Here is an 18,565-nt window from a genome sequence, read left to right on the forward strand (position 1 = left end):
TCACTTCTCCGGTGCTGGACGTTCCGTGCTCACTGTCAGCACGTCCCCGTACTGCAGTTGCACTGTCTCTGCGACCTCGTCGCCACCGAGTTCGATCTCCTCGAATTCGGGGACCTGCTCGTCTCTGATAGCGCCGTGTTGCTCGTGTGGCAGGCCGCCGAAATCCCAGCTGGTGTGCTGGAATCGGGCGTCGTCGCGCTCGCCAGGATTCCACAGCACGACGCGTTCGGTTCCGTCGTGGTCGAGCAGATCCATCCCGACGCCGGTGAGTGTCTCCAGCAGCGCCCGTTGCTGGGATGTCGTCATGACTTCTCTGTACTTGCCCAGCCAGTCGAGATCGTCTTGCTCCCAGGACTCCCCCCGGAGTCTGTCCTTTGCGGGGACCGGCATCTCGAAGCTATCGACGAGGTCGTCGACGTGTTCGTCGGTGCGGTCCCGGCGGGAGACGAGCGAGCCACTGTCGGTGTCGACCGTGATCGTCACACTCTCGGCGATGTCGACGTCGCTGACCTCGACGACGAGCGTGGTTTCATCGTGACGATACTGGATATCCACCGCCTCGCCACCTCTCTCGACGGTGACGTGACCCGGTTCGACGATCCCGCGGAGGTGGAGTTCGTAGCTGCGTTCGTCGGGCAACTGTGCCAGATTACCCCGCGGCGAACCGATCTCAAATTCGAGGTAATCGCCCCAGAACTGCTGGGAGATGTCGGTCACGGCGTAGGCACCCTTCTGATACGCAAGGGAGGTCCCGTCGTCCTCGTACAGCTCGAAGCTGTTGTCCGCGCCGGGGAAGGCGACGATCTGTACGGTCTCCGGGTTCTCCACGCCACCCCAGCCGACCTCCGGTTGCATGGGGACGATCGCTCCAGCCTTCGCGTAGATCGGGAGATCGGTCAGATCGCCGTACCGGGCGTGCCACCGACCGCCGGGCGAGGACTCGCCGGCGTGGAAATCGAACCACTCGCCGTCGGGCAGCCAGACCGAGCGCCGCGAGAGATTGGTGTCGTCGTCGCGCTCGTCGAGATGGGGCGCAACGACGAGTTCGCTCCCGAAGTAGTACTGGTGGATTGCGGCGTAGGCCGGCTCTTCGTGTGGGTTCTCGAAGTACATCGGCCGGACCAGCGGGATGCTCTCCGTGTGATCGCGCCAGGCCATCGTGTACAGGTATGGGATCAGCTGGTGGCGGAACCGGAGCATCTCGGCGAGGACTCCCGACACCTCGCCGCCGAACGTCCAGGGTCGTTTGTCGACCGATGGTGTCTGTGTCGTGTGTATCCGGTTGATCGGGCTCAGTACACCGAACTGGGTCCACCGGGCGTACAGCTCACCGAAGGCTCGCGGGTCGCCAGTGCCGCCCATGTGGCCGCCGATGTCGTGGCTCCACCACCCGTAATCGACGTTTGCCGACCGCGCGGTCAGGTGTGGCTGGAATCGCAGCGACTCCCAGCTGATATACGCGTCACCAGAGAAGCCGACCTGGTAGCGGTGGCCGCCGAGCCCGGACCACCGGGAGAGAATGAATGGCCGTTTGCCCAGCCGTTTTCGATCCAGCGCGTGGAGGTGGTTGAGCGCCCACATCGGATCCAGCCCCGCCATCGTCGGTGACTCCTTCCACTGCTGCCAGTCGATCCACCAGAAGTCGATCCCCTCCTCGTCCTCTATCGGGTTGATCAGCTCCTGGAAATACCCTCGAAGGAACTGACTGTCGGTGGCGTCGAACTCGATCGGTTCCTCGCCTTCCGGATCGAGTCCGACGAACTCGGCAAACTCCTCGTACTGCGCTTCGTGCGGGTGGACGCCGTCTGCGGGGTGGAGGTTCAGGCTCGTCCGGAGGCCGTTGTCGTGCAGCCAGTCGACGAACCCCCCGGGATCGGGGAAGAACTCCTCGTTCCAGGTCCAGCCCGTCCAGCCGTCGTGGTACTCGTTGTCGACGATATGCCAGTCCATGTCGATCATGCAGACAGACAGCGGGAGCCCACGTTCCCGGAAGGATTCGACCACGCCGCGGAGTTCGTCCTGGCTGTACTCCCAGTACCGACTCCACCAGTTGCCGAGTGCCCACCGCGGGAGCATCGGCACTGCACCCGTAATATCGGTGTACTCCTGCAGACAGGCCCGGTAGTCGGTCCCGTGGCCGAAAAAATACAGATCCTCGTACGTTTCGGGGGCGTCGCGGGGCTGGACCCAGCCATCCTCGAAAACCAGGCTGTCTGTATCAGAGACAGCCGCCCACCCTTCACGGGAGAGGAGTCCGTCTTCCAGCGGTGCCGGACCGTCGACGCCGTCGACTGTCCTGAGTGGGCCGCCGAGATTCGTGTTGTCGTCGCCGTAACTCCAGACGGTTCCGTCGTCGAGTTCGATCGAGAGCGTCTCTGGCGCGAACCCGTCCCCGTACTCGTATTCGAGCCGGAGGTAGTCGGTCTCGACGACCATCGTGCCCGCTGTCTGTTCGACGTCGAACGCCGGGACGGGCTGGTTGCGAAACCAGACGACCTGGCTCGGTCGATCCTCGAAGGACTCCGTGGGGTCGTACTCCAGGCGGAGAAGACGGGGTGTCAGCACCGTCACGCGGACGTTCGGGCCGCGAACCATCGCCTCGGCGGCGGCCGTTCCCTCGAATGCGGGGATCTGGTATTCGCGTAGTTTCACTGCTGTAACCTGTCGGCTGTCGGCATAATAAATACCCAGTACTACTCTAGCAGCTGATCGGCGATCGTGTTCCGCAGCACCTCGCTGGTTCCCTCGTAGATCTCGTTGATCTTGGCGTCACGGAGGAACCGCTCTGCGGGAAAATCCTTGACGTAGCCGTAGCCGCCGTGGATCTGGATGCCCTCGTTTGCGACCTCGCGGGAGACCTCCGAGGCGTACAGTTTCGCCTGCGCGGCCTCCTTGATGTAGCGCTCGTCGCGCATCTTCAGGTCGGCGGCCCTGTGCATCAGCATTCGCGCAGCCGAGATTTTCGTGTCCATATCCGCGAGTTTGTGCTGGATCGCCTGGAAGTCGCTGATCGGCTGGTCGAACTGCTCGCGATCCTGTGCGTAGTCGAGTGCCTGGCCGAGCGCGGCCTGGGCGATGCCGACGCTGCGTGCTGCGATGGTGATCCGGCCGCCGTTGAGTGTCTTGAGCGCCTGCAGGAGTCCCTCGCCTTCCTCGCCGATCCGCCGGGACTCGGGGATACGCATACTGTCGAAACGCAACTCCGTGGTCGGACAGCCCTTGTCGCCGAGTTTGTCCTCCGTCCCTTCGACGACGAATCCGTCGTCCTCGTCGGGCCGGAGAATGAACGAAGAGATTCCCTTCTGGTCGGCCTCGGGGTCGGTCTTCGCGAAGATCACGACCGTGTCGGCGACCGAGCCGTTGGAAATCCAGAGTTTGCCGCCGTCGACGACGTACTCGTCACCGTCTTTTTCGGCTGTGGTCTCCATCGCTGGCACGTCGCTGCCAGCCCCCGCTTCGGAGAGGCCGAACGCCCCGATCTCACTGCCCTCTGCGAGGGGTGTCAGATACTCCTCTTTCTGGCTCTCGGTACCGAACTCGTAGATCATGTTGCAGGCGAGGGAGATGTGGGCCGCGACGATGGTCCCGACGCCACCGCTTCCCCTGGAGATCTCTTCGAGCGCCGAGGCGTAGGCGTGGTAGTCGAGTCCGGCACCGCCGTACTCCTCGGGGATCGGCATGCCGAGCAGGCCGAGGTCGGCCATCTCGTCGATCAGATCCGCGGGAAACTCGTCGGTTTTGTCGATCTCTGCCGCCCGTGGGACGATCTCCTCGTCGGTAAACTCCGCGACCATCTCCTGGATCTGGCGGTGTTCCGTGCTCTGAGAAAAATCCATACGTGTGCGTACAGGGGGGAGCACAATAAATTCGGCTCTGTCTAAACAATCTACCAGTGACAGGTTTCGGCGGCCGTACTGCGTAGAACGCGCGTTTACAGCATGCCCACGGGGTTAGAATTACCCGGAACGTTGTCTCGATGATCCGACTTTTGTCAGTCGGAGTAAGCGGAATATGGTTGGTCGGAGAGCATCTCGGCGAGTTCGGCCAGTAGTTCCTCGGCCGAATCATGGCCATGGTATCGGACGCACTGTGTCCGAGTCTCGTACTCGACCCACCCGTTCGATTCGAGCTTCGGGAGGTGGTTGTGCGTCAGTTCGAGAGAGACTTGTTCTTGATCCATCTCTGGGACGCGCCGGGCAATATGCGTGGCCAACTCCTCCACGGTGGCTGTATCCGTTGACTCGATGTTCTCGAAATAGTGGATGACTTCCCGGCGGAGGTTGTGACACAGTGTATCCAGTAATTGATTTGTCACCCGGGACTTCTCTGGGTAACACCCTGTTTGCATCGTTATGATAGCAAAGATAGGGAGCGTAATAACCGTTGTTCCGGCGCTTCGAGATCGGCAGTAGCAGTTGAGAAAAATTTGCTGCATACAACCTCTGTCTCGGTCACTGTACTTCTGACAACCTCTCTCACGATTGGTTCGAAGCGTGCAAAAATAGAAAACGCGAATCCCGTAACTGTAGGGAGAGTAATATTTTACTAAACAGTGAACGAGTGTTCACCGCCGGTGTCTATTCTGGATGAATAATCTAAAAATGGCAATAATACTTAAGATCGGTTCTATCGAATGCAAAAATCCCAGAAAGGATGACAGATCTGCGGTGAACGCTGTCACGCCTGCATGGGGTGTTATGTCACGGAATTCAACGCGGTCGTAAAACAGTACCGGCAGTGTCAGGCCCCTTCGACCTCGTACTCGGAGGGGCCGACGGCGAGTCTGTCGACGATCTGGTCGTGGTAGGTGTCGCTGATCCACTCGCGGATCAGCGGTTCCGCGTCCGTGAACTCGGTATCGGGGTCGATCTCGGCGATGACGACCCAGGTGGCCTCGCTGTCGTCGTAGCCCGCCGCGTAGACGTGGAGCTCTTCTTCGGCGTCCGTACTGCTGCCGTCGGAGTCGGTCCCAGGATCCAATTTGGTCTCGGTCGTTTCCGCTTCGATCTCTTCTGCCTCGGCGTCGTCGGGTTCGTCTTCCTCGGTATCGGGCGCGAAGCTGCCATCGTCGATGACTTCGACCGTCCCGACAGTGTTCGACTGGTGCGTTCCGAACGCCTTCTTCTTGTCGTCAGTGTCGTTCGTCTCGGCGTCGGTAGCGTCGCTTTCCGGTTCGTCGTCGGCGACCTCGCTTTCCAGTTCTTCCGTGGCGTCCTCGATGGCCGTCTCGTCCGTGTGATCGCGGGTATCGTGCAACAGCAGGATTGCGATTACCTGTTCACCGTACCAGGTGTAGGGAATCAGCCGGACCGTCGCCGACTCGTTCAGGGTCGCGACGTCTTCGGCGGTGAGTGGCTGGGCGGGCAGTGCATCGAGGGCAGTCTCCATGTAGCCGGGATATGCGCCCCCGGGTTTTGTACGCTACGGGAATTCTTAGTGAGCTGTCTAGTTAGGATTTGAGCTTTCGTGACAGACGGTACAAACAGCAAGAAAGCCCCGAGGCTGTCGGCTCCCGCGGCTCGTTGCGCGCTTCCCTCACTTCGTTCGGTCCAGTGCTTACGTCGCCGGGGTTCGCCGACAGCCTCGCCCCTTTCAGTCCCGCCCCAGTGTGATTTTCCAGGTCGGGCGGGACTGAAAGGGGCGAGGGTCTGAACGACGGCGGACCCCGCAAGCACCGCAGGCAACGAGGAGCGCAGCGTGGGTCCCCCGAGTTCAGAGCCTCGGGGCTTTCTTGCTGTGTATAGTGGTTGCAGTATCTTCGGTATCTCGCGGGGCTTTCTTGCTGTTCATAGTTCCAGCCGTCCCACTGATCCTCCAAACGACGCCACAACCAGCGACGATCACTGCGAGCGAGGGAACGGTTTAAGTTGACGTACCACTCACAACGTCACATGGAGCGGCAAACGAGTGCCCGGGGGTCGATCTGCCGATGAGCGTGCAGTCCCCGGTCGGCTCGGATCACCAGCTCGCGCGGCTACTACAGATCGGCGTCGTCCTCGAGGAGGTCGTCGAGGCCCGCGCGGCCAAACACACCGAGTCGGATCTCGACGACGAGGAACTGACAGCCCTGCTCGAAGACGCCTCCGAGGAGTCGGCCGACCACCGGAAACGGCTCGATGCACTCGTCGACGAACTGGACGCGGAGACGATCCCGTTCGACGAGATCCAGACACTCGTCGAAAGCCAGTACGAGTCCGATCGGGATTTCGACGGCGTGCTGTACGACCAGCTCTGTAACGAGGAGACGGCCTACAAGTTCTACGACGATCTCATCGAGGCGATCGAAACCTCCGACGCGGAGTTCAGTATCGACCGCGACCGCCTGCTCGGTGTCCTCCGTGAGATCCGCGAGGAGGAAGAGGCAGGTGCCGAAGAAGTAACCAGGCTGATGGAAACGCGAGAATGAAACAGGAACATATTGGAACTAGCTGGAGGTGTCGGGTATGAACACCGCAAATCAGTATCTCAAGACGATCTATCTCGTGCAGGAGATCGAGGACGGCCCAGCCTCGACTGGCGCGATCGCGGAGATGCTCGACGTGAGCCCGGCGAGTGCAAACGAGATGGTCGGCAAACTCGAAGCCAAGGAGCTGTGTTCCCACGAGAAGTACAAAGGCGTCGAACTCACCGAGGAGGGCATCGTCAGGGCCAGGGATGCACTCCAGAACTACTGTATTATCGAACGATTCCTCTACGGCGTGCTCGACGTCGAGAACTTCGAAGAGGAAGCGAAACAGCTCGAACCGGTCATCGACGAGACAGTCGCCGAACGGCTGGATACGATTATCGACCGCGAGCCCCAGTGTCCCGACTGCTTCGACGCCGAAGCAGACGCCTGCGCACTGCTCGAAACCGATACAGCGGACTGAATGATCGAATCGGTCGTCGACACGTTCGGCCCCTTTCTCATCCCCGTCGTCATCTTCGGAATCGGTCTCGTCGGCTATCTCATCCTGTTTGTCCTCACTCAACGGGGCATCCTCGGCGGCGAGTGATCCATCCCGTTGCCGTTTATTTTCATAACTAAAAATGATATTGCTGGCAACATCTTTCATCACTCCTGCAAAAAAGTCAGTCAGGTGGCCAAAAGATATATACGCCATTTGCTGTTGCGGCGGCGGTTATTGCACTGTTCGCGTTTCCAGCAATCGCTCTGCTGGCGATGAGGGTCGTCGAGAGCCGGATCCAGGGTGGGTCGGGGCGGCCAGAACCGACCCGGCCGAACCAGTCGAGTCGGAACATCCCCGGCGGCAACTCATACTGGTGGCTGTATATTCGGACAAATATTCGACCACCGTGAGAACGAGTTCTCACGAGGATCGCCGCACGCTGTTCGACTCACCCCACGTCGGGTCGAAATTCTTTCATTTCTCACAACCACCCGTATCAGGAAAGAGCGACTGAGATCGCTGACTGGGACTGAACGGCTCGAACGACGTGGTGGAATCGTCGACTGTGTCGGCGTTTTTTCCGGATCGAAGGATTCAATCGCCCGAGTGCCGACAGATGGGTAATGACAGATTTGTCGCCGCCGGTTCGACGCCTCGCCGACTGGGACCACGACCGACTCGTGGGGCTCGCCGACGACCACGGGACACCGCTGTACGTGATCGATCTCGACCGCGTCCGTGAAAACTATCGCCGCTTTGCGAGTGCGTTCCCCGACGCACACGTGATGTACGCCGCGAAAGCACACACCGGGCAGTCCGTGCTGTCGACGCTGCTCGACGCTGGTGCCGACATCGAGTGTGCTGCCCGCGGCGAACTCCAGCGAGCCATCGCTGCCGGCGCTGACCCGAACACCCTCCAGTACACGGCGGTCAACCCGCCTGCCGCAGATCTCGACTACGCCGCCGAACTCGGGATCGAACATCCGGGGCTGACGATCACCGCCGGCGCCCGGGACACCTTCGACCGTCTCGAAGCCCGTGGCTACGAGGGCCGGGTCGCGATCCGGATCAACCCCGGGATCGGCACTGGACACCACGAGAAAGTCGCAACTGGCAAGGACGCGAAATTCGGTATCCCCGCCGCCGAGGTCCCCGACCTCGCTGCCGACCTCCGAACGCGATTCGACCTCGTCGGCCTGCATGCCCACGTGGGCAGTGGCGTCTTGCAGGACGATCTCGACGATCACTGCCGGGCAATCGCGACCATCGCCGACGTGGCCGGCGAGGTCGGCAATCTCGAATTCCTCGATATCGGCGGTGGATTCGGGGTTCCGTACCACGAGGAGACGGAGCCACTGGATATGTCCGAGGTCGGGGAACGCGTCAGGGAGGCCGTCGGCGACCTCGACGCAGAGCTCGCACTCGAACCGGGCCGGTACGTCGTCGCCGATTCGGAGCTCATCCTGACCCGGGTCAACACGATCAAGGAGACCGACGCGTCGACGGTCGTCGGCGTCGACGCCTCGCTTGCGACGCTGATCCGGCCGGCGATGTTCGACTCCTATCACCCGATCCGGAACATTTCCGTGCCCGACCGCGAACCAGAGCCGGTCTCCGTCGGTGGTCCCTGCTGTACGAGCGCCGACGTGTTCTGTACCGACCGGCCGATCGCCGCGCCGGAACGGACGGATCTGCTGGCGATCGGTAACGCGGGCGCGTACGGCTACGAACTCGCAAACCAGTTCCACTCACAGCCCCGACCGGCCGAGATCGCCATCGATGGCGACGAGATCACCGTCGCCCGCCGCCGGGAGACGCTCGAAGACGTAACTCGCGTCGAGCAGTGAACGCGCTGGCCACGACGACAGTGCTCGGCAACTATTCGCGCGCCTTTTTATTCCTCCAGTATGAAGTTCCTGTATGGGAATAATACCGGACGATTTCGTCCTGATGCCGGTCGATGACGACGCAACGTACGTCAATCACATCTATCTCATCGTCATCGTCTGGATGATGATCGTGATTCTCGCTGGCTTCCTCCTCGTCCTCGTGGCGCTGTGAGTTCTCGCAACTGCTTTAGCGTCGAGGGACACAGCGTACGATAATGGCGTTCACACGCGAGGCGTTTCACCGGGCGGCGATCGAGACACCGTCGCACGAGGATGTCACGGCGATGCGGGAGTTGCTCGCCGAGACGCTCGAATCCGAGGGGATCGATCCTGATACCGACAGCGAGGGCAACGTCCTGGCGAGACGGGGCTCCGGGGAGACAGAACTCGTCTTGAACACGCATATCGATACTGTCCCGCCACACATCCCGTACGAACGCGACGGCGACATCGTTCGCGGGCGCGGGGCCTGCGACGCGAAGGGACCACTCGCTGCCTTTCTCGATGCCTTCCTGACAGCCGACATCGCGGACGGTCGGCTCACACTCGCGATCACGTCCAACGAGGAGACCACCCAGATCGGCGGCGCACACCTCGGGGAGACCCTGTCTGCCGATGGCTACATCGTCGGTGAACCCACGGGACTCGACGTCTGTCACGCGGCACGGGGGCAGTTCGAGGGTGAGGTCACAATCCGCGGTGAGAGTGGCCACGCGAGCGATCCGACGAACGGGACGAACGCGATCCGCGCAGCCGCCCCTATCCTGCAGGCACTGGAGTCCTACGACCAGCGCGGCGGCCCCGGCGCACACGACTTGCTCGGCCCACCGACGCTGACCCCCTCTGTTATCGAGGGCGGGGAGGCGATCAACCAGATCCCCGCCGAGTGTACGATCCGCTTCGACCGCCGGACAGTTCCACCCGAGACTGTCGAGAGCTTCTTTACTGATCTCGAATCCCATCTCGCGGAGTGGCTGTCCGACGCCTACGAGCTCGACGTCGGCCTCGTCCGGCCGGAGATGCCCGCACCCGAGGCCTTCGAGACCGATCCCGGGGAGTCACTCGTCGAGGCGCTGCTCGACGCCAGTGGCGGCGGTCTCCGACCGTTCGGCGCGGCGACGGAAGCCTCCTATTTCGACGGCCCGGTCGTCGTCTTCGGACCGGGCGTGCTGGCGGACGAGCACGGGCCGGTCGCCCACGCCGACCGGGAGTACGTCGATGGAGGGGAACTGAAAGCGGCCGCGACGGCGGTTCGCGAGACAATTGAGCGCTTTCTCGGGTAACAGTCACCGACAAACCGGCCGGCTTTTTACAACGGATCACGCACACACGAGCATGAGCCACGACAAACTCCCAACGGACCAGCCGGCGGTGGTCACCTGTGGGCTTCCCTACGCGAACGGCAGTCTCCACGTGGGGCACCTGCGGACCTACGTCGCTGGCGACCTCTACTCGCGTGCGCTCCGGCGTGTCGGCCAACAGACAGCCTTCGTCTGTGGCTCCGATATGCACGGGACGCCCGTGGCGGTCAACGCCGCCAGAGAGGGTGTCGAACCACGGGAGTTCGCACTCGAGTTTCACGAACAGTACAGAGAGCGGTTCCCGCAGTTCAACATCGAGTTCGACAACTACGGCCACACCGACGACGAGACGAACACGGAACTCACCCAGGAGTTCGTCGAGAGCTGGATCGACCAGGACCACATCGTCGAAAAGGAGATCCAGGTGGCCTGGGATGCCGAAATCGAGGAGCCGCTCCCGGACAGATACGTCGAGGGGACCTGTCCGTACTGCGGCGAGAAGGCCCGCGGCGACGAGTGTGACGAGGGCTGTCAGCGCCACCTCGAACCGGGTGAGATCGAGAACCCGACGAGTGTGACCACCGGCAACCCCGCCGAATACCGCACCCGCGAGCACAAGTTCCTCCGTCTCTCGGATTTCCAGGAGTACCTCCAGGGCTTTCTCGACCGTCTCGAAGGGACCGAAAACGCCCGCAATCAGCCCCGCGAGTGGATCGAGGGGACGCTCGAAGATCTCTGTATCACTCGCGATATGGACTGGGGGATCGACTACCCCGGCGACGACCGCGAGGATCTCGTCCTCTACGTCTGGGTCGACGCGCCGATCGAGTACGTCGCCTCGACGAAACAGTACGCCGAGCGAGCAGCGGACTACGACTGGGAGCAGGTCTGGAAGGTCGACGGTGAGGAAGCACACGGAACCTCGTGGGACGACGAGTGGACCGACGACTCCGGCGAGATCGTCCACATTATCGGCCGGGATATCATCCAGCACCACTGCGTCTTCTGGCCGGCCATGCTGCGCGGCGCGGGCTACAACGAACCCCGGTCGGTGCTCGCGACAGGGTTCGTCGGGATCGACGGGAAGGCACTCTCGACGTCACGCAACCGTGCCGTCTGGGCCGAGGAGTATCTCGACGAGGGGTTCCACCCCGACCTGTTCCGGTACTACATCGCGACCGGCTCGGGACTCGAAAACGATGTCGATTTCTCCTGGGACCGGTTCGCCGAGCGCGTCAACGGCGAACTCGTCGGCAACATCGGGAACTTCTGTTACCGGGCGCTGCTCTTCGCCCAGCGCAACTACGACGGCACACCAGATGCGGACGTGAGCGACGAAGTCCACGAACGCATCGAGGACGCAGTCGATCGGTTCGAGACGGCCGTCGCCGAGTACGACGTCCGTGATCTCGGCCAGATCGCAGTCGATCTCGCGGATTTCGGCAACGAGTACATCCAGCGCCACGAGCCCTGGAATCTCGTCGACGACGACCCCGAGCAGGCCGCACAGGTCATCCGTGACTGTGTCCAGCTCACCAAAGCTTGCGCACTGCTGATGCAGCCAGTTATGCCCGAGAAGGCGGCCGCGCTGTGGGCACAACTCGACGAAGACGGCGCTGTCGACGAGCCCGAACTCGACGCCGCGCTCGCGACGCCGCCGGCCGACTTTGGCGAACCAGCGGAGCTGTTCACGAAAGTCGAATCGGAGACGATCGAAGTGCTCAACGAGAAACTCCGTGAGCGTGTCGCCGAAGCGAGTGCGGACGACGAGGAAGAATCCGACGAGGAGTCGGACGACGCGGTCGAACTCGACGCGCTCGAAGACGGTCGGATCGGTTTCGAGCAGTTCCAGGATATCGATATGCGTGTCGGCGAGATCACCGCGGCGGAGCCGATCGAAGACGCCGACGAACTGGTACGCCTGGAGGTCGATATCGGCCTGGAGACACGCCAGGTCGTCGCCGGTCTCAAACAGCTCCACGACGTCGACGAACTCCCCGGCACGCGAGTCATCCTGCTCGCGAACATGGAGAAAGCGGAGCTGTTCGGCTACGAATCCAACGGGATGGTGCTCGCAGCCGGTGACGAGGCCGATCTGCTGACGACACACGAGGACGCCGCGCTGGGGACCCGAGTTCGATAACGATCAACGCAGGCTTTTGCCTCTCCAGCACATACAGTTTTCTATGGCAGCGGGTTCAGACGACGAGACAGAAGACGAGTGGCGGTTTACACTCGAAGAGTTGGACGACGAGGCCGAGCCAGCCGAATCCGGGATCACCGAGGATGAAAACGACGAAGATGGCAATATTGCTGGCACACTCGCACACAATCAGCCCCTGGAACCGGGCGATATCGACCTGGAGAACGCACTGTTCGTCCTCGTTGGCGTCCTCCTCGTCGTCGGTCTGATCGCCGCGACGATGCTCGGTCTGTAGCCGTCACCCCGAACTCTGCCTGTCGTGTATCTCCAGGCTGACCTCGCGATCCGTCCCTTCCAGATCCGCGACGACGCGACGGATGACCCGCTCGGCCTCGGCTTTGATCTTCGGCGTCACCTTCTCGATGACCCAGTCGAGGGAGACGAATCGCGGGAGATCGAGCGCCCTCGAACTCGCCGACCCGGGGCGGTAGTTCACGACAAAGTGGACCCGGCAGGCGGTCTCTTCTCCGTCGGGAGCCGATTCTGGCTCCGGCTCGATCAGCCAGTAGCCGCTGGCGTCGAGATCCTTGATGAGTTTCCAGTCGATGCGTTCGGGGGCAGTCAGCTCGGTTACCTTCGACCGGGCGGTGTAGCTAAGCTTCCACCACGTGAAGGTGAGTTCGTACTCGGTACCTGGCGAGCTATCGCCGTACTGCCGGACCTCGTCGAGATACTCCGAGTAGTTGGCATATCTGGGGAAATCGACGAGGAACTCGTAGATCTCCTCCGGTGGCAGATAGACGACAGTGCTGACATCGAGCGTATCCACACGCCTACTCGGGGGGCCGTCGCCTAAAATCCTCGTGCCTGCCGTTCAGTGTATCGACCGTAGCGACTGCCGAGACTGCTAACTACCAGGCTGGACCGCTGAGAACAGTGGTCGCTATTATTAACTTTGATAATAGCAGGGCAAGATTTTGATAGACCCCTTGACAAATGTAGACGAATCCCATCATGAGTCATCGCTCCAGTCCCGGCCGGCTGTACAACCGTCGGGTGACGAAGCATATCGACGATCTGCTTCCGGAGCACGTCCTCTTGGATCAAGATTTCACCTTCGAGGGAACGACTATCCTGGACCGGGAGAAAAACCCCGGCAAACCGGCGGGTGGGACCTGCAAGATCAAATCCTACGTCGGTCGGGACGGCCAGCTCGCAGTGCTGGAGAAATCCCAGCTCGTCTCCCGGGGAGAGACCCTGTGGGCGTGCTGGAACCGGATTCGTCGGACACACGCTGTCGGCGGGACGGAGCTGGCTCCGTTCCGGTACCACGTCCAGACACAGATCCTGAATCAGGGTGAGCGAAAGCGTGACGAGACCGTCATCAGCCTCACCGGGCTCGAAGAGATGCCAGTCTACGGCGGTCGCGAGGCACAGGCGGCACTCATTCTCGCCGAGAGTCTCGCTGTCGAGAAGGCCGTCGCCCCCGAAGAGCGCGAGGATGTCTGCTGTTCGTTGCACAAACTCCCCTCGCTGCCTGCTGTCATCAATAGAGAGGAGATGCTCTCGCTCGACTGGAAAGAGGTCGACGCACTCGTCGGGCCGGATGCCGAGATGATCGCGGCAGATGTTTCTATCGAGACGGTCCTCGACGAGGAGCGCAAAGAGGCCTCGAAAAAAGGCATCACGATGTTCACCGACGACGGCCCCAACCTCGAAGATCGGACACGATCTCGGTCTCGCTCGCGAAGGCAGGCCTCCCAGCCCGACCAGCACGAGGTCGAGGAGCGGATCGCCCGATCACTGCCAGAGGACATGACGCCCGAGGAGGCCGAGGAGAAGATTCTGGAGATGGCCGAGGCAATCTACGAGATGCGGACCGGCGACGACGCCCAGGAGTAGCGACAGCGTCAGTCGCCCATGGCAGCGTCGCCCCCGTAGACCCGCTCGGCGAACAAAAGCGCCACCAGCCCCAGAATGATGAGCGTGTATGCACCGGCTGCGAGCATGGCATCCTCGACAGTCTGGTACTCGCCGGTCCGGAAAATAATGACTTTTCGCACCATCGCGATAACGCCGGTGTAGATTACGAGCCGGACGATCCGCCGGGTGTTTGTCTCTTCGACGTACGCGAGAACTGTCTGATACACCTCGACGATGATCAACAAGAGAAGTCCAGTGTCGATGAAGCCGATCACGACCAGTGGATCGGTGATACTCCCGTCTTGCATGGCTGCGAGGATCTGGAGCGTGAGATCGATGACGCCGATCGCGAAGAGGATCGCGAACACCGTTGCAGCGGCCAGTTCGACACCCTGGACGAACCGACTGACGACGGCAGAGTACCTCTCCGACAACTCGTTCCCCGGTTCGTTTTCCACACTCGGAGTCGGTTGCTCCGGCGACGCTGACTGGTCATCACTGGCCATATGTGGCTCTCTCCCCCGCCAACAACAGGAGCCGGGAACTCATTTTCAGGGATTACTGTCACTCGCGTAAATATTCTGCGCTGACACGGAACCTCACACGCTGGTGGTGTCGGATACACTGAGTGATATCCTCCGCGCGACCGCAGGGAGCGCGGTTCCTCCGCTTGAGCGGCCGCAGGCCGCGAAAGCGGCTTTTTTGGTCCAGATTTTTTCGGTTCGGGTCGCCTGCAGCGACCGCTCACCGAAAAAAGGTGGTGGGTTAGAAGTAATCGATCGCTTCGGGAAGTTCCGTCTTCATGCCCTTGCGTTCGCGGATCTCTGTGATCGTCTCCGGCTGGAGGTTGTCGGCCATGACCTGGAAGCCGGCGTTTTCGGTGTTCCAGCTGGCACGACCTTCAGTGGCGGAGCGGATATCCGAGGAGAAGCCGATCATCTCGTCGACCGGTGCGACACCTTCGACGACCATCAGATCGCCTTCCTGGTACATGTCGTCGACGCGGCCACGTCGACCCTGGATCTCGCCGCTTGCTGCACCCATGTGCTCGTTCGGTACGTCGATGCGGACCTGCTGGATCGGTTCGAGCAGCTTGATTTTCGCGTCGATCAGTGCGTTGTGCAGCGACTGGCGAACGGCCGGGATGACCTGTGCCGGACCGCGGTGGATCGCGTCCTCGTGAAGGCGGGCGTCGTGGAGGCGGATGAGTGCGCCTTCGACTGGCTCTGCGGCCAGTGGGCCGTCGTTGAGCGCCTCCTCGAACCCTTCGAGGACCAGTTCCATCGTCTCGTTGAGGTGCTGGATACCCTTCGTGTCGTCGATGATGATGTTCGTCCCGTGGATGTGCTCGACATCCTGGGAGGTATCCTTGTCGAGACCGGCCTCCTGGAGGGCTTCACGTCGCTCCAGTTCGGGCATATCCATCGTCGCCTTGCCTTTCTTGATCACTTCGACGATGTCGTCGTCGAGTGGGGTGACCGTGATGTAGAAGCGGTTGTGGCGGTTCGGGGAGATCCCCTCGACTTCGCGGCTGGCCTCCTGTGGGGACTCACGGAAGACGACGATCGGCTCACCAGTCGTGACCGGGATTCCCTGGTTGCGCTCGATACGCTGGGTGACGACTTCGAGGTGGAGTTCACCCTGGCCGGAGATCAGGTGCTCGCCCGTGTCCTCGTTGATCTCGATGTCGATGGTCGGGTCCTCTTTGGCGACCTGCTGGAGCGTCTCGATGAGTTTCGGCAGGTCGTCCATGTTCTTCGCCTCGACGGACTTCGTGATGACCGGCTCCGAGATGTGTTCGATGGACTCGAAGGGGGTCATCTCGATGCTGGAGACAGTCGAACCGGCGATCGCGTCGTTGAGGCCGGTGACGGCGGCGATGTTCCCTGCAGGGACGCGGTCGACTTCCTCGCGTTCACCACCCATGTAGATCCCGACGCTCTGGACGCGGTTTGTACCCACAGTTCCGGAGACGTACAGTTCCTGTCCTTTCTCGATGGTACCCGAGAAGACACGTCCGGCGGCGATTTCGCCGGCGTGTGGGTCGATCCCGATGTCGGTGACCATCAGCACGACCTCGCCGTCCTCGTCGACGAACTGCATCTGTTCTGCGACGTCGAGTGTGTCGTCGCCACGCCAGATCCGGGGGATACGCCGGGGCTGGGCGTCGATCGGGTTCGGGAAGTGCTCACAGACCATATCGAGCACGACGTCCGAAAGCGGCGTCCGCTCGTGGAGTTCCTGTCGTTTGTCGGCCTGTTCGAGATCGATAATCTCGCCGAAATCCATCCCGGTTCGCTGCATCGACGGCAGAGAAACCCCCCACTTGTAGAGCGCAGAGCCGAAACCGACGGTCCCCTCTTCGACGGAGACTGTCCAGTCGTCGTTGATATCCTCCATCTCCTCGGTCATCCCGCGGATGAGATCGTTGACGTCGCGGATGACGGCGGTCATCCGTTCCTGCATCTCTTCGGGCCCTTCCTGCAGTTCGGAGATCAGTCGGTCGACCTTGTTGATAAACAGCGTCGGCTTGACACCCTCACGGAGTGCCTGTCGGAGCACCGTCTCGGTCTGTGGCATCGCGCCCTCGACGGCGTCGACGACCACCAGTGCGCCGTCGACTGCGCGCATCGCGCGTGTGACGTCGCCACCGAAGTCCACGTGGCCCGGTGTGTCGATGAGGTTGATGAGGTGGTTGGTGTCCTCGTACTCGTGGGTCATCGAGACGTTCGCCGCGTCGATGGTGATCCCACGTTCCTGCTCGTCTTCCTCTGTATCCATCGCGAGCTGTTCGCCGGCAGTATCGTCGGAGATCATGCCCGCCCCAGCAAGGAGGTTGTCTGTCAGTGTCGTTTTTCCGTGGTCGACGTGAGCAGCAATGGCAATATTCCGGATATTCTCCGGCTTATCCATGAGCTCCTCACATTCCTGGACAATTTTCTTTCGTCGGCCCATTATTACAGTGGACTATCGGCAGGAGGGTCAAAAGGATAGTGTTTCGTGCTCGCGAATTCTTGAGCGAGCGCGAGGCTCACCACGACCGGAGGGAGTGGTGGTGTTTCGCAGTCGTTCCCTGCACCGCTCACGACTGCGGTACTCGACTCCCACCAGCGAGACAAAATATACAAATTCTGTTACTTATAGAAAACGAATACAGAACGACTCAAAAAACGCGGCACATAAGACCGACTTGAGACGAAATTTGAACAGAGTTCGAACGGAGTTTGAGCACATTCTATCCCCTTCTTGAAAAATTCCTTTTAGGGGATCGTGTCTCTCTCAAGTCGCAATGTCAGATAAGTCACGACGGAGATTTTTGCAGCTTGCAGGTGGATCGACGGCTATCGCACTGGCAGGCTGTACAGGTAGCGACGACGAATCGGGCGACGACGACGGAATGGACGACGGCGGGATGGAAAACGGGAGTATGGATGGTGGGATGGAAAACGGGAGTATGGAAGAAGAGGAAATGATGGGCACCGATCCCGAAGAGGCCCCACGCGCTTCCATCGATCGGTTCAGCGAAGCGGCCGGGACGTTGCTGGTACGCAACGACGGGAACGGCCTTCCGGGTCCGGACGAGGCAATCGATTTCGATCAGGCGCCGTTTCTCACACAGGGGCTCGGTCCCGACGGCGAGACAGTGGAGTACTACAACTTCGACGTCCAGCCGACCGCACCGGCACCGATCTACGCCTTCGTCTACGAGAACGGGGATCCGGTCGAGGAACAGCTCAACATCGTCGACGTCGTTCCCGGTGACGATGGCTACAACGACTTCTGGCAGGTCACCATGGTGACCGTGCCCGACGACTACGAGGCGAATACGGTCACGAGCGTCTCCGGCATTTCGGATGCAGACTACGATCTCGAGCAGACGAACGTCATCAAGAACTGTCCGATCGTCCCCGAGGGATCGACGGCCTCGAAGCACGCCGGTGACGACCACGACGAAGCACCGATCGTGCAGGGCTGGTACGACGGGCAGGTTGTCGACTATTTCCTCTTCGAGGAAGACAGCTTCGAGACGACGACTGGCAGCGTCCCGCTCTCGCCGATTTACGTCAGCTTCAATACGAATCCGGGACAGGACGGTGGTGGGCCGGCAGCCGGCTTCATGACCGAGGAGACGAGTTCCCAGACGCACAACGTGGTTGCGACGCTGCCGGGTAACTCGGGCTATTCGCCGCTGTGGCGGGTCAACGTCTACGACAACGCGGAGTTCGGTGACGTCTCGGATCTCGACTCCGCGACGAGTGCGACCATCCTCGACGACGAGGCAGCACACGTCAACTGTCCGATCGTCTCCGTGGCGTAAGACGATGCGTGTCCAGTCCACCAGCTGTCACAGATCGACTCGGTCGCTACTGCATGGACCGACAGCCACGTATGGCCCCAGACCAATAAAATACAACTTCG

The 18,565-nt window shown here is 61.2% G+C and carries 17 protein-coding genes; 10 read left to right on the forward strand and 7 right to left on the reverse strand.

Annotation, left to right across the window (positions count from 1 at the left end; translation table 11 throughout):
- The 4 genes from EOW68_RS14235 to EOW68_RS14250 all read right to left on the reverse strand — a co-directional run bounded on the left by EOW68_RS14235 (position 1) and on the right by EOW68_RS14250 (position 5,388).
- Positions 1–2,652: a glycoside hydrolase family 31 protein gene (locus EOW68_RS14235; RefSeq protein ID WP_128225831.1), complete on the reverse strand. Its 2,652-nt coding sequence runs from the start codon at positions 2,650–2,652 to the stop codon at positions 1–3.
- Positions 2,653–2,693: 41 nt separating this feature from the next.
- Positions 2,694–3,836, reverse strand: a complete 1,143-nt coding sequence (locus tag EOW68_RS14240) for an acyl-CoA dehydrogenase (RefSeq protein ID WP_128225832.1) — start codon at positions 3,834–3,836, stop codon at positions 2,694–2,696.
- A gap of 155 nt (positions 3,837–3,991) precedes the next feature.
- Complete coding sequence (locus EOW68_RS14245; protein ID WP_128225833.1) at positions 3,992–4,348, reverse strand: DUF7344 domain-containing protein; 357 nt, start codon at positions 4,346–4,348, stop codon at positions 3,992–3,994.
- A gap of 392 nt (positions 4,349–4,740) precedes the next feature.
- Positions 4,741–5,388, reverse strand: coding sequence for a hypothetical protein (locus EOW68_RS14250; RefSeq protein ID WP_128225834.1), 648 nt, complete (start codon positions 5,386–5,388; stop codon positions 4,741–4,743).
- A 541-nt stretch (positions 5,389–5,929) separates the two neighbouring features.
- Between EOW68_RS14250 and EOW68_RS14255 the strand changes: the two genes are divergently transcribed.
- The 8 genes from EOW68_RS14255 (at position 5,930) to EOW68_RS14280 (ending at position 12,518) form a co-directional block, all read left to right on the forward strand.
- Positions 5,930–6,406 carry a ferritin-like domain-containing protein gene (locus tag EOW68_RS14255; RefSeq protein ID WP_128225835.1) on the forward strand — a complete coding sequence of 159 codons (477 nt, stop codon included), beginning with the start codon at positions 5,930–5,932 and terminating at the stop codon, positions 6,404–6,406.
- Positions 6,407–6,443: 37 nt separating this feature from the next.
- Positions 6,444–6,869 carry a metal-dependent transcriptional regulator gene (locus tag EOW68_RS14260; protein WP_128225836.1) on the forward strand — a complete coding sequence of 142 codons (426 nt, stop codon included), beginning with the start codon at positions 6,444–6,446 and terminating at the stop codon, positions 6,867–6,869.
- Entirely contained in the window at positions 6,870–6,995 is a 126-nt protein-coding gene (locus EOW68_RS18855; RefSeq protein ID WP_431358947.1) for a hypothetical protein, read from the forward strand.
- Positions 6,996–7,513: 518 nt separating this feature from the next.
- On the forward strand, positions 7,514–8,737 hold the full coding sequence (lysA, locus tag EOW68_RS14265) for a diaminopimelate decarboxylase (RefSeq protein ID WP_128225837.1): 1,224 nt from the start codon (positions 7,514–7,516) through the stop codon (positions 8,735–8,737).
- A gap of 73 nt (positions 8,738–8,810) precedes the next feature.
- A complete protein-coding gene (locus EOW68_RS18860; protein ID WP_431358948.1) occupies positions 8,811–8,951 on the forward strand; it encodes a hypothetical protein in 141 nt (46 codons plus the stop codon).
- A 43-nt stretch (positions 8,952–8,994) separates the two neighbouring features.
- A complete protein-coding gene (locus EOW68_RS14270; RefSeq protein ID WP_128225838.1) occupies positions 8,995–10,062 on the forward strand; it encodes a M20 family metallopeptidase in 1,068 nt (355 codons plus the stop codon).
- A gap of 52 nt (positions 10,063–10,114) precedes the next feature.
- A complete protein-coding gene (metG, locus tag EOW68_RS14275; RefSeq protein WP_128225839.1) occupies positions 10,115–12,223 on the forward strand; it encodes a methionine--tRNA ligase in 2,109 nt (702 codons plus the stop codon).
- 43 nt (positions 12,224–12,266) lie between these two features.
- Entirely contained in the window at positions 12,267–12,518 is a 252-nt protein-coding gene (locus tag EOW68_RS14280) for a DUF7312 domain-containing protein (protein ID WP_128225840.1), read from the forward strand.
- A gap of 3 nt (positions 12,519–12,521) precedes the next feature.
- Here EOW68_RS14280 and EOW68_RS14285 read toward each other — a convergent pair whose 3' ends face one another.
- Complete coding sequence (locus EOW68_RS14285) at positions 12,522–13,052, reverse strand: type II toxin-antitoxin system RatA family toxin (RefSeq protein ID WP_128225841.1); 531 nt, start codon at positions 13,050–13,052, stop codon at positions 12,522–12,524.
- Positions 13,053–13,237: 185 nt separating this feature from the next.
- Here EOW68_RS14285 and EOW68_RS14290 point away from each other — a divergent pair, with 185 nt between their 5' ends.
- Positions 13,238–14,125 carry a hypothetical protein gene (locus tag EOW68_RS14290; protein WP_128225842.1) on the forward strand — a complete coding sequence of 296 codons (888 nt, stop codon included), beginning with the start codon at positions 13,238–13,240 and terminating at the stop codon, positions 14,123–14,125.
- Positions 14,126–14,133: 8 nt separating this feature from the next.
- On the opposite strand, the gene EOW68_RS14295 is transcribed toward EOW68_RS14290, so the two are convergent.
- The gene (locus EOW68_RS14295) at positions 14,134–14,652 is read right to left on the reverse strand and encodes a phosphate-starvation-inducible PsiE family protein (RefSeq protein ID WP_128225843.1); all 519 of its coding nucleotides are present in this window, start codon (positions 14,650–14,652) and stop codon (positions 14,134–14,136) included.
- A 259-nt stretch (positions 14,653–14,911) separates the two neighbouring features.
- On the reverse strand, positions 14,912–17,101 hold the full coding sequence (locus tag EOW68_RS14300) for an elongation factor EF-2 (protein ID WP_128225844.1): 2,190 nt from the start codon (positions 17,099–17,101) through the stop codon (positions 14,912–14,914).
- A 334-nt stretch (positions 17,102–17,435) separates the two neighbouring features.
- On the opposite strand from EOW68_RS14300, the gene EOW68_RS14305 reads away from it, so the two are divergent.
- On the forward strand, positions 17,436–18,464 hold the full coding sequence (locus EOW68_RS14305; RefSeq protein ID WP_128225845.1) for a hypothetical protein: 1,029 nt from the start codon (positions 17,436–17,438) through the stop codon (positions 18,462–18,464).
- Positions 18,465–18,565: the final 101 nt, after the last annotated feature.

It is taken from the genome of Halovenus amylolytica, assembly GCA_004015825.1.
GTDB lineage: Archaea > Halobacteriota > Halobacteria > Halobacteriales > Haloarculaceae > Halovenus > Halovenus amylolytica.

What these genes read in the sequence shown, in the direction of transcription:
- EOW68_RS14240 (WP_128225832.1), bottom strand. Translation starts at nt 3,836, where the DNA reads ATGGATTTTTCTCAGAGCACGGAACACCGCCAGATCCAGGAGATGGTC.
- EOW68_RS14245 (WP_128225833.1), bottom strand. Translation starts at nt 4,348, where the DNA reads ATGCAAACAGGGTGTTACCCAGAGAAGTCCCGGGTGACAAATCAATTA.
- EOW68_RS14250 (WP_128225834.1), bottom strand. Translation starts at nt 5,388, where the DNA reads ATGGAGACTGCCCTCGATGCACTGCCCGCCCAGCCACTCACCGCCGAA.
- EOW68_RS14255 (WP_128225835.1), top strand. Translation starts at nt 5,930, where the DNA reads ATGAGCGTGCAGTCCCCGGTCGGCTCGGATCACCAGCTCGCGCGGCTA.
- EOW68_RS14260 (WP_128225836.1), top strand. Translation starts at nt 6,444, where the DNA reads ATGAACACCGCAAATCAGTATCTCAAGACGATCTATCTCGTGCAGGAG.
- EOW68_RS18855 (WP_431358947.1), top strand. Translation starts at nt 6,870, where the DNA reads ATGATCGAATCGGTCGTCGACACGTTCGGCCCCTTTCTCATCCCCGTC.
- lysA (WP_128225837.1), top strand. Translation starts at nt 7,514, where the DNA reads ATGACAGATTTGTCGCCGCCGGTTCGACGCCTCGCCGACTGGGACCAC.
- EOW68_RS18860 (WP_431358948.1), top strand. Translation starts at nt 8,811, where the DNA reads ATGGGAATAATACCGGACGATTTCGTCCTGATGCCGGTCGATGACGAC.
- EOW68_RS14270 (WP_128225838.1), top strand. Translation starts at nt 8,995, where the DNA reads ATGGCGTTCACACGCGAGGCGTTTCACCGGGCGGCGATCGAGACACCG.
- metG (WP_128225839.1), top strand. Translation starts at nt 10,115, where the DNA reads ATGAGCCACGACAAACTCCCAACGGACCAGCCGGCGGTGGTCACCTGT.
- EOW68_RS14280 (WP_128225840.1), top strand. Translation starts at nt 12,267, where the DNA reads ATGGCAGCGGGTTCAGACGACGAGACAGAAGACGAGTGGCGGTTTACA.
- EOW68_RS14290 (WP_128225842.1), top strand. Translation starts at nt 13,238, where the DNA reads ATGAGTCATCGCTCCAGTCCCGGCCGGCTGTACAACCGTCGGGTGACG.
- EOW68_RS14295 (WP_128225843.1), bottom strand. Translation starts at nt 14,652, where the DNA reads ATGGCCAGTGATGACCAGTCAGCGTCGCCGGAGCAACCGACTCCGAGT.
- EOW68_RS14300 (WP_128225844.1), bottom strand. Translation starts at nt 17,101, where the DNA reads ATGGGCCGACGAAAGAAAATTGTCCAGGAATGTGAGGAGCTCATGGAT.
- EOW68_RS14305 (WP_128225845.1), top strand. Translation starts at nt 17,436, where the DNA reads ATGTCAGATAAGTCACGACGGAGATTTTTGCAGCTTGCAGGTGGATCG.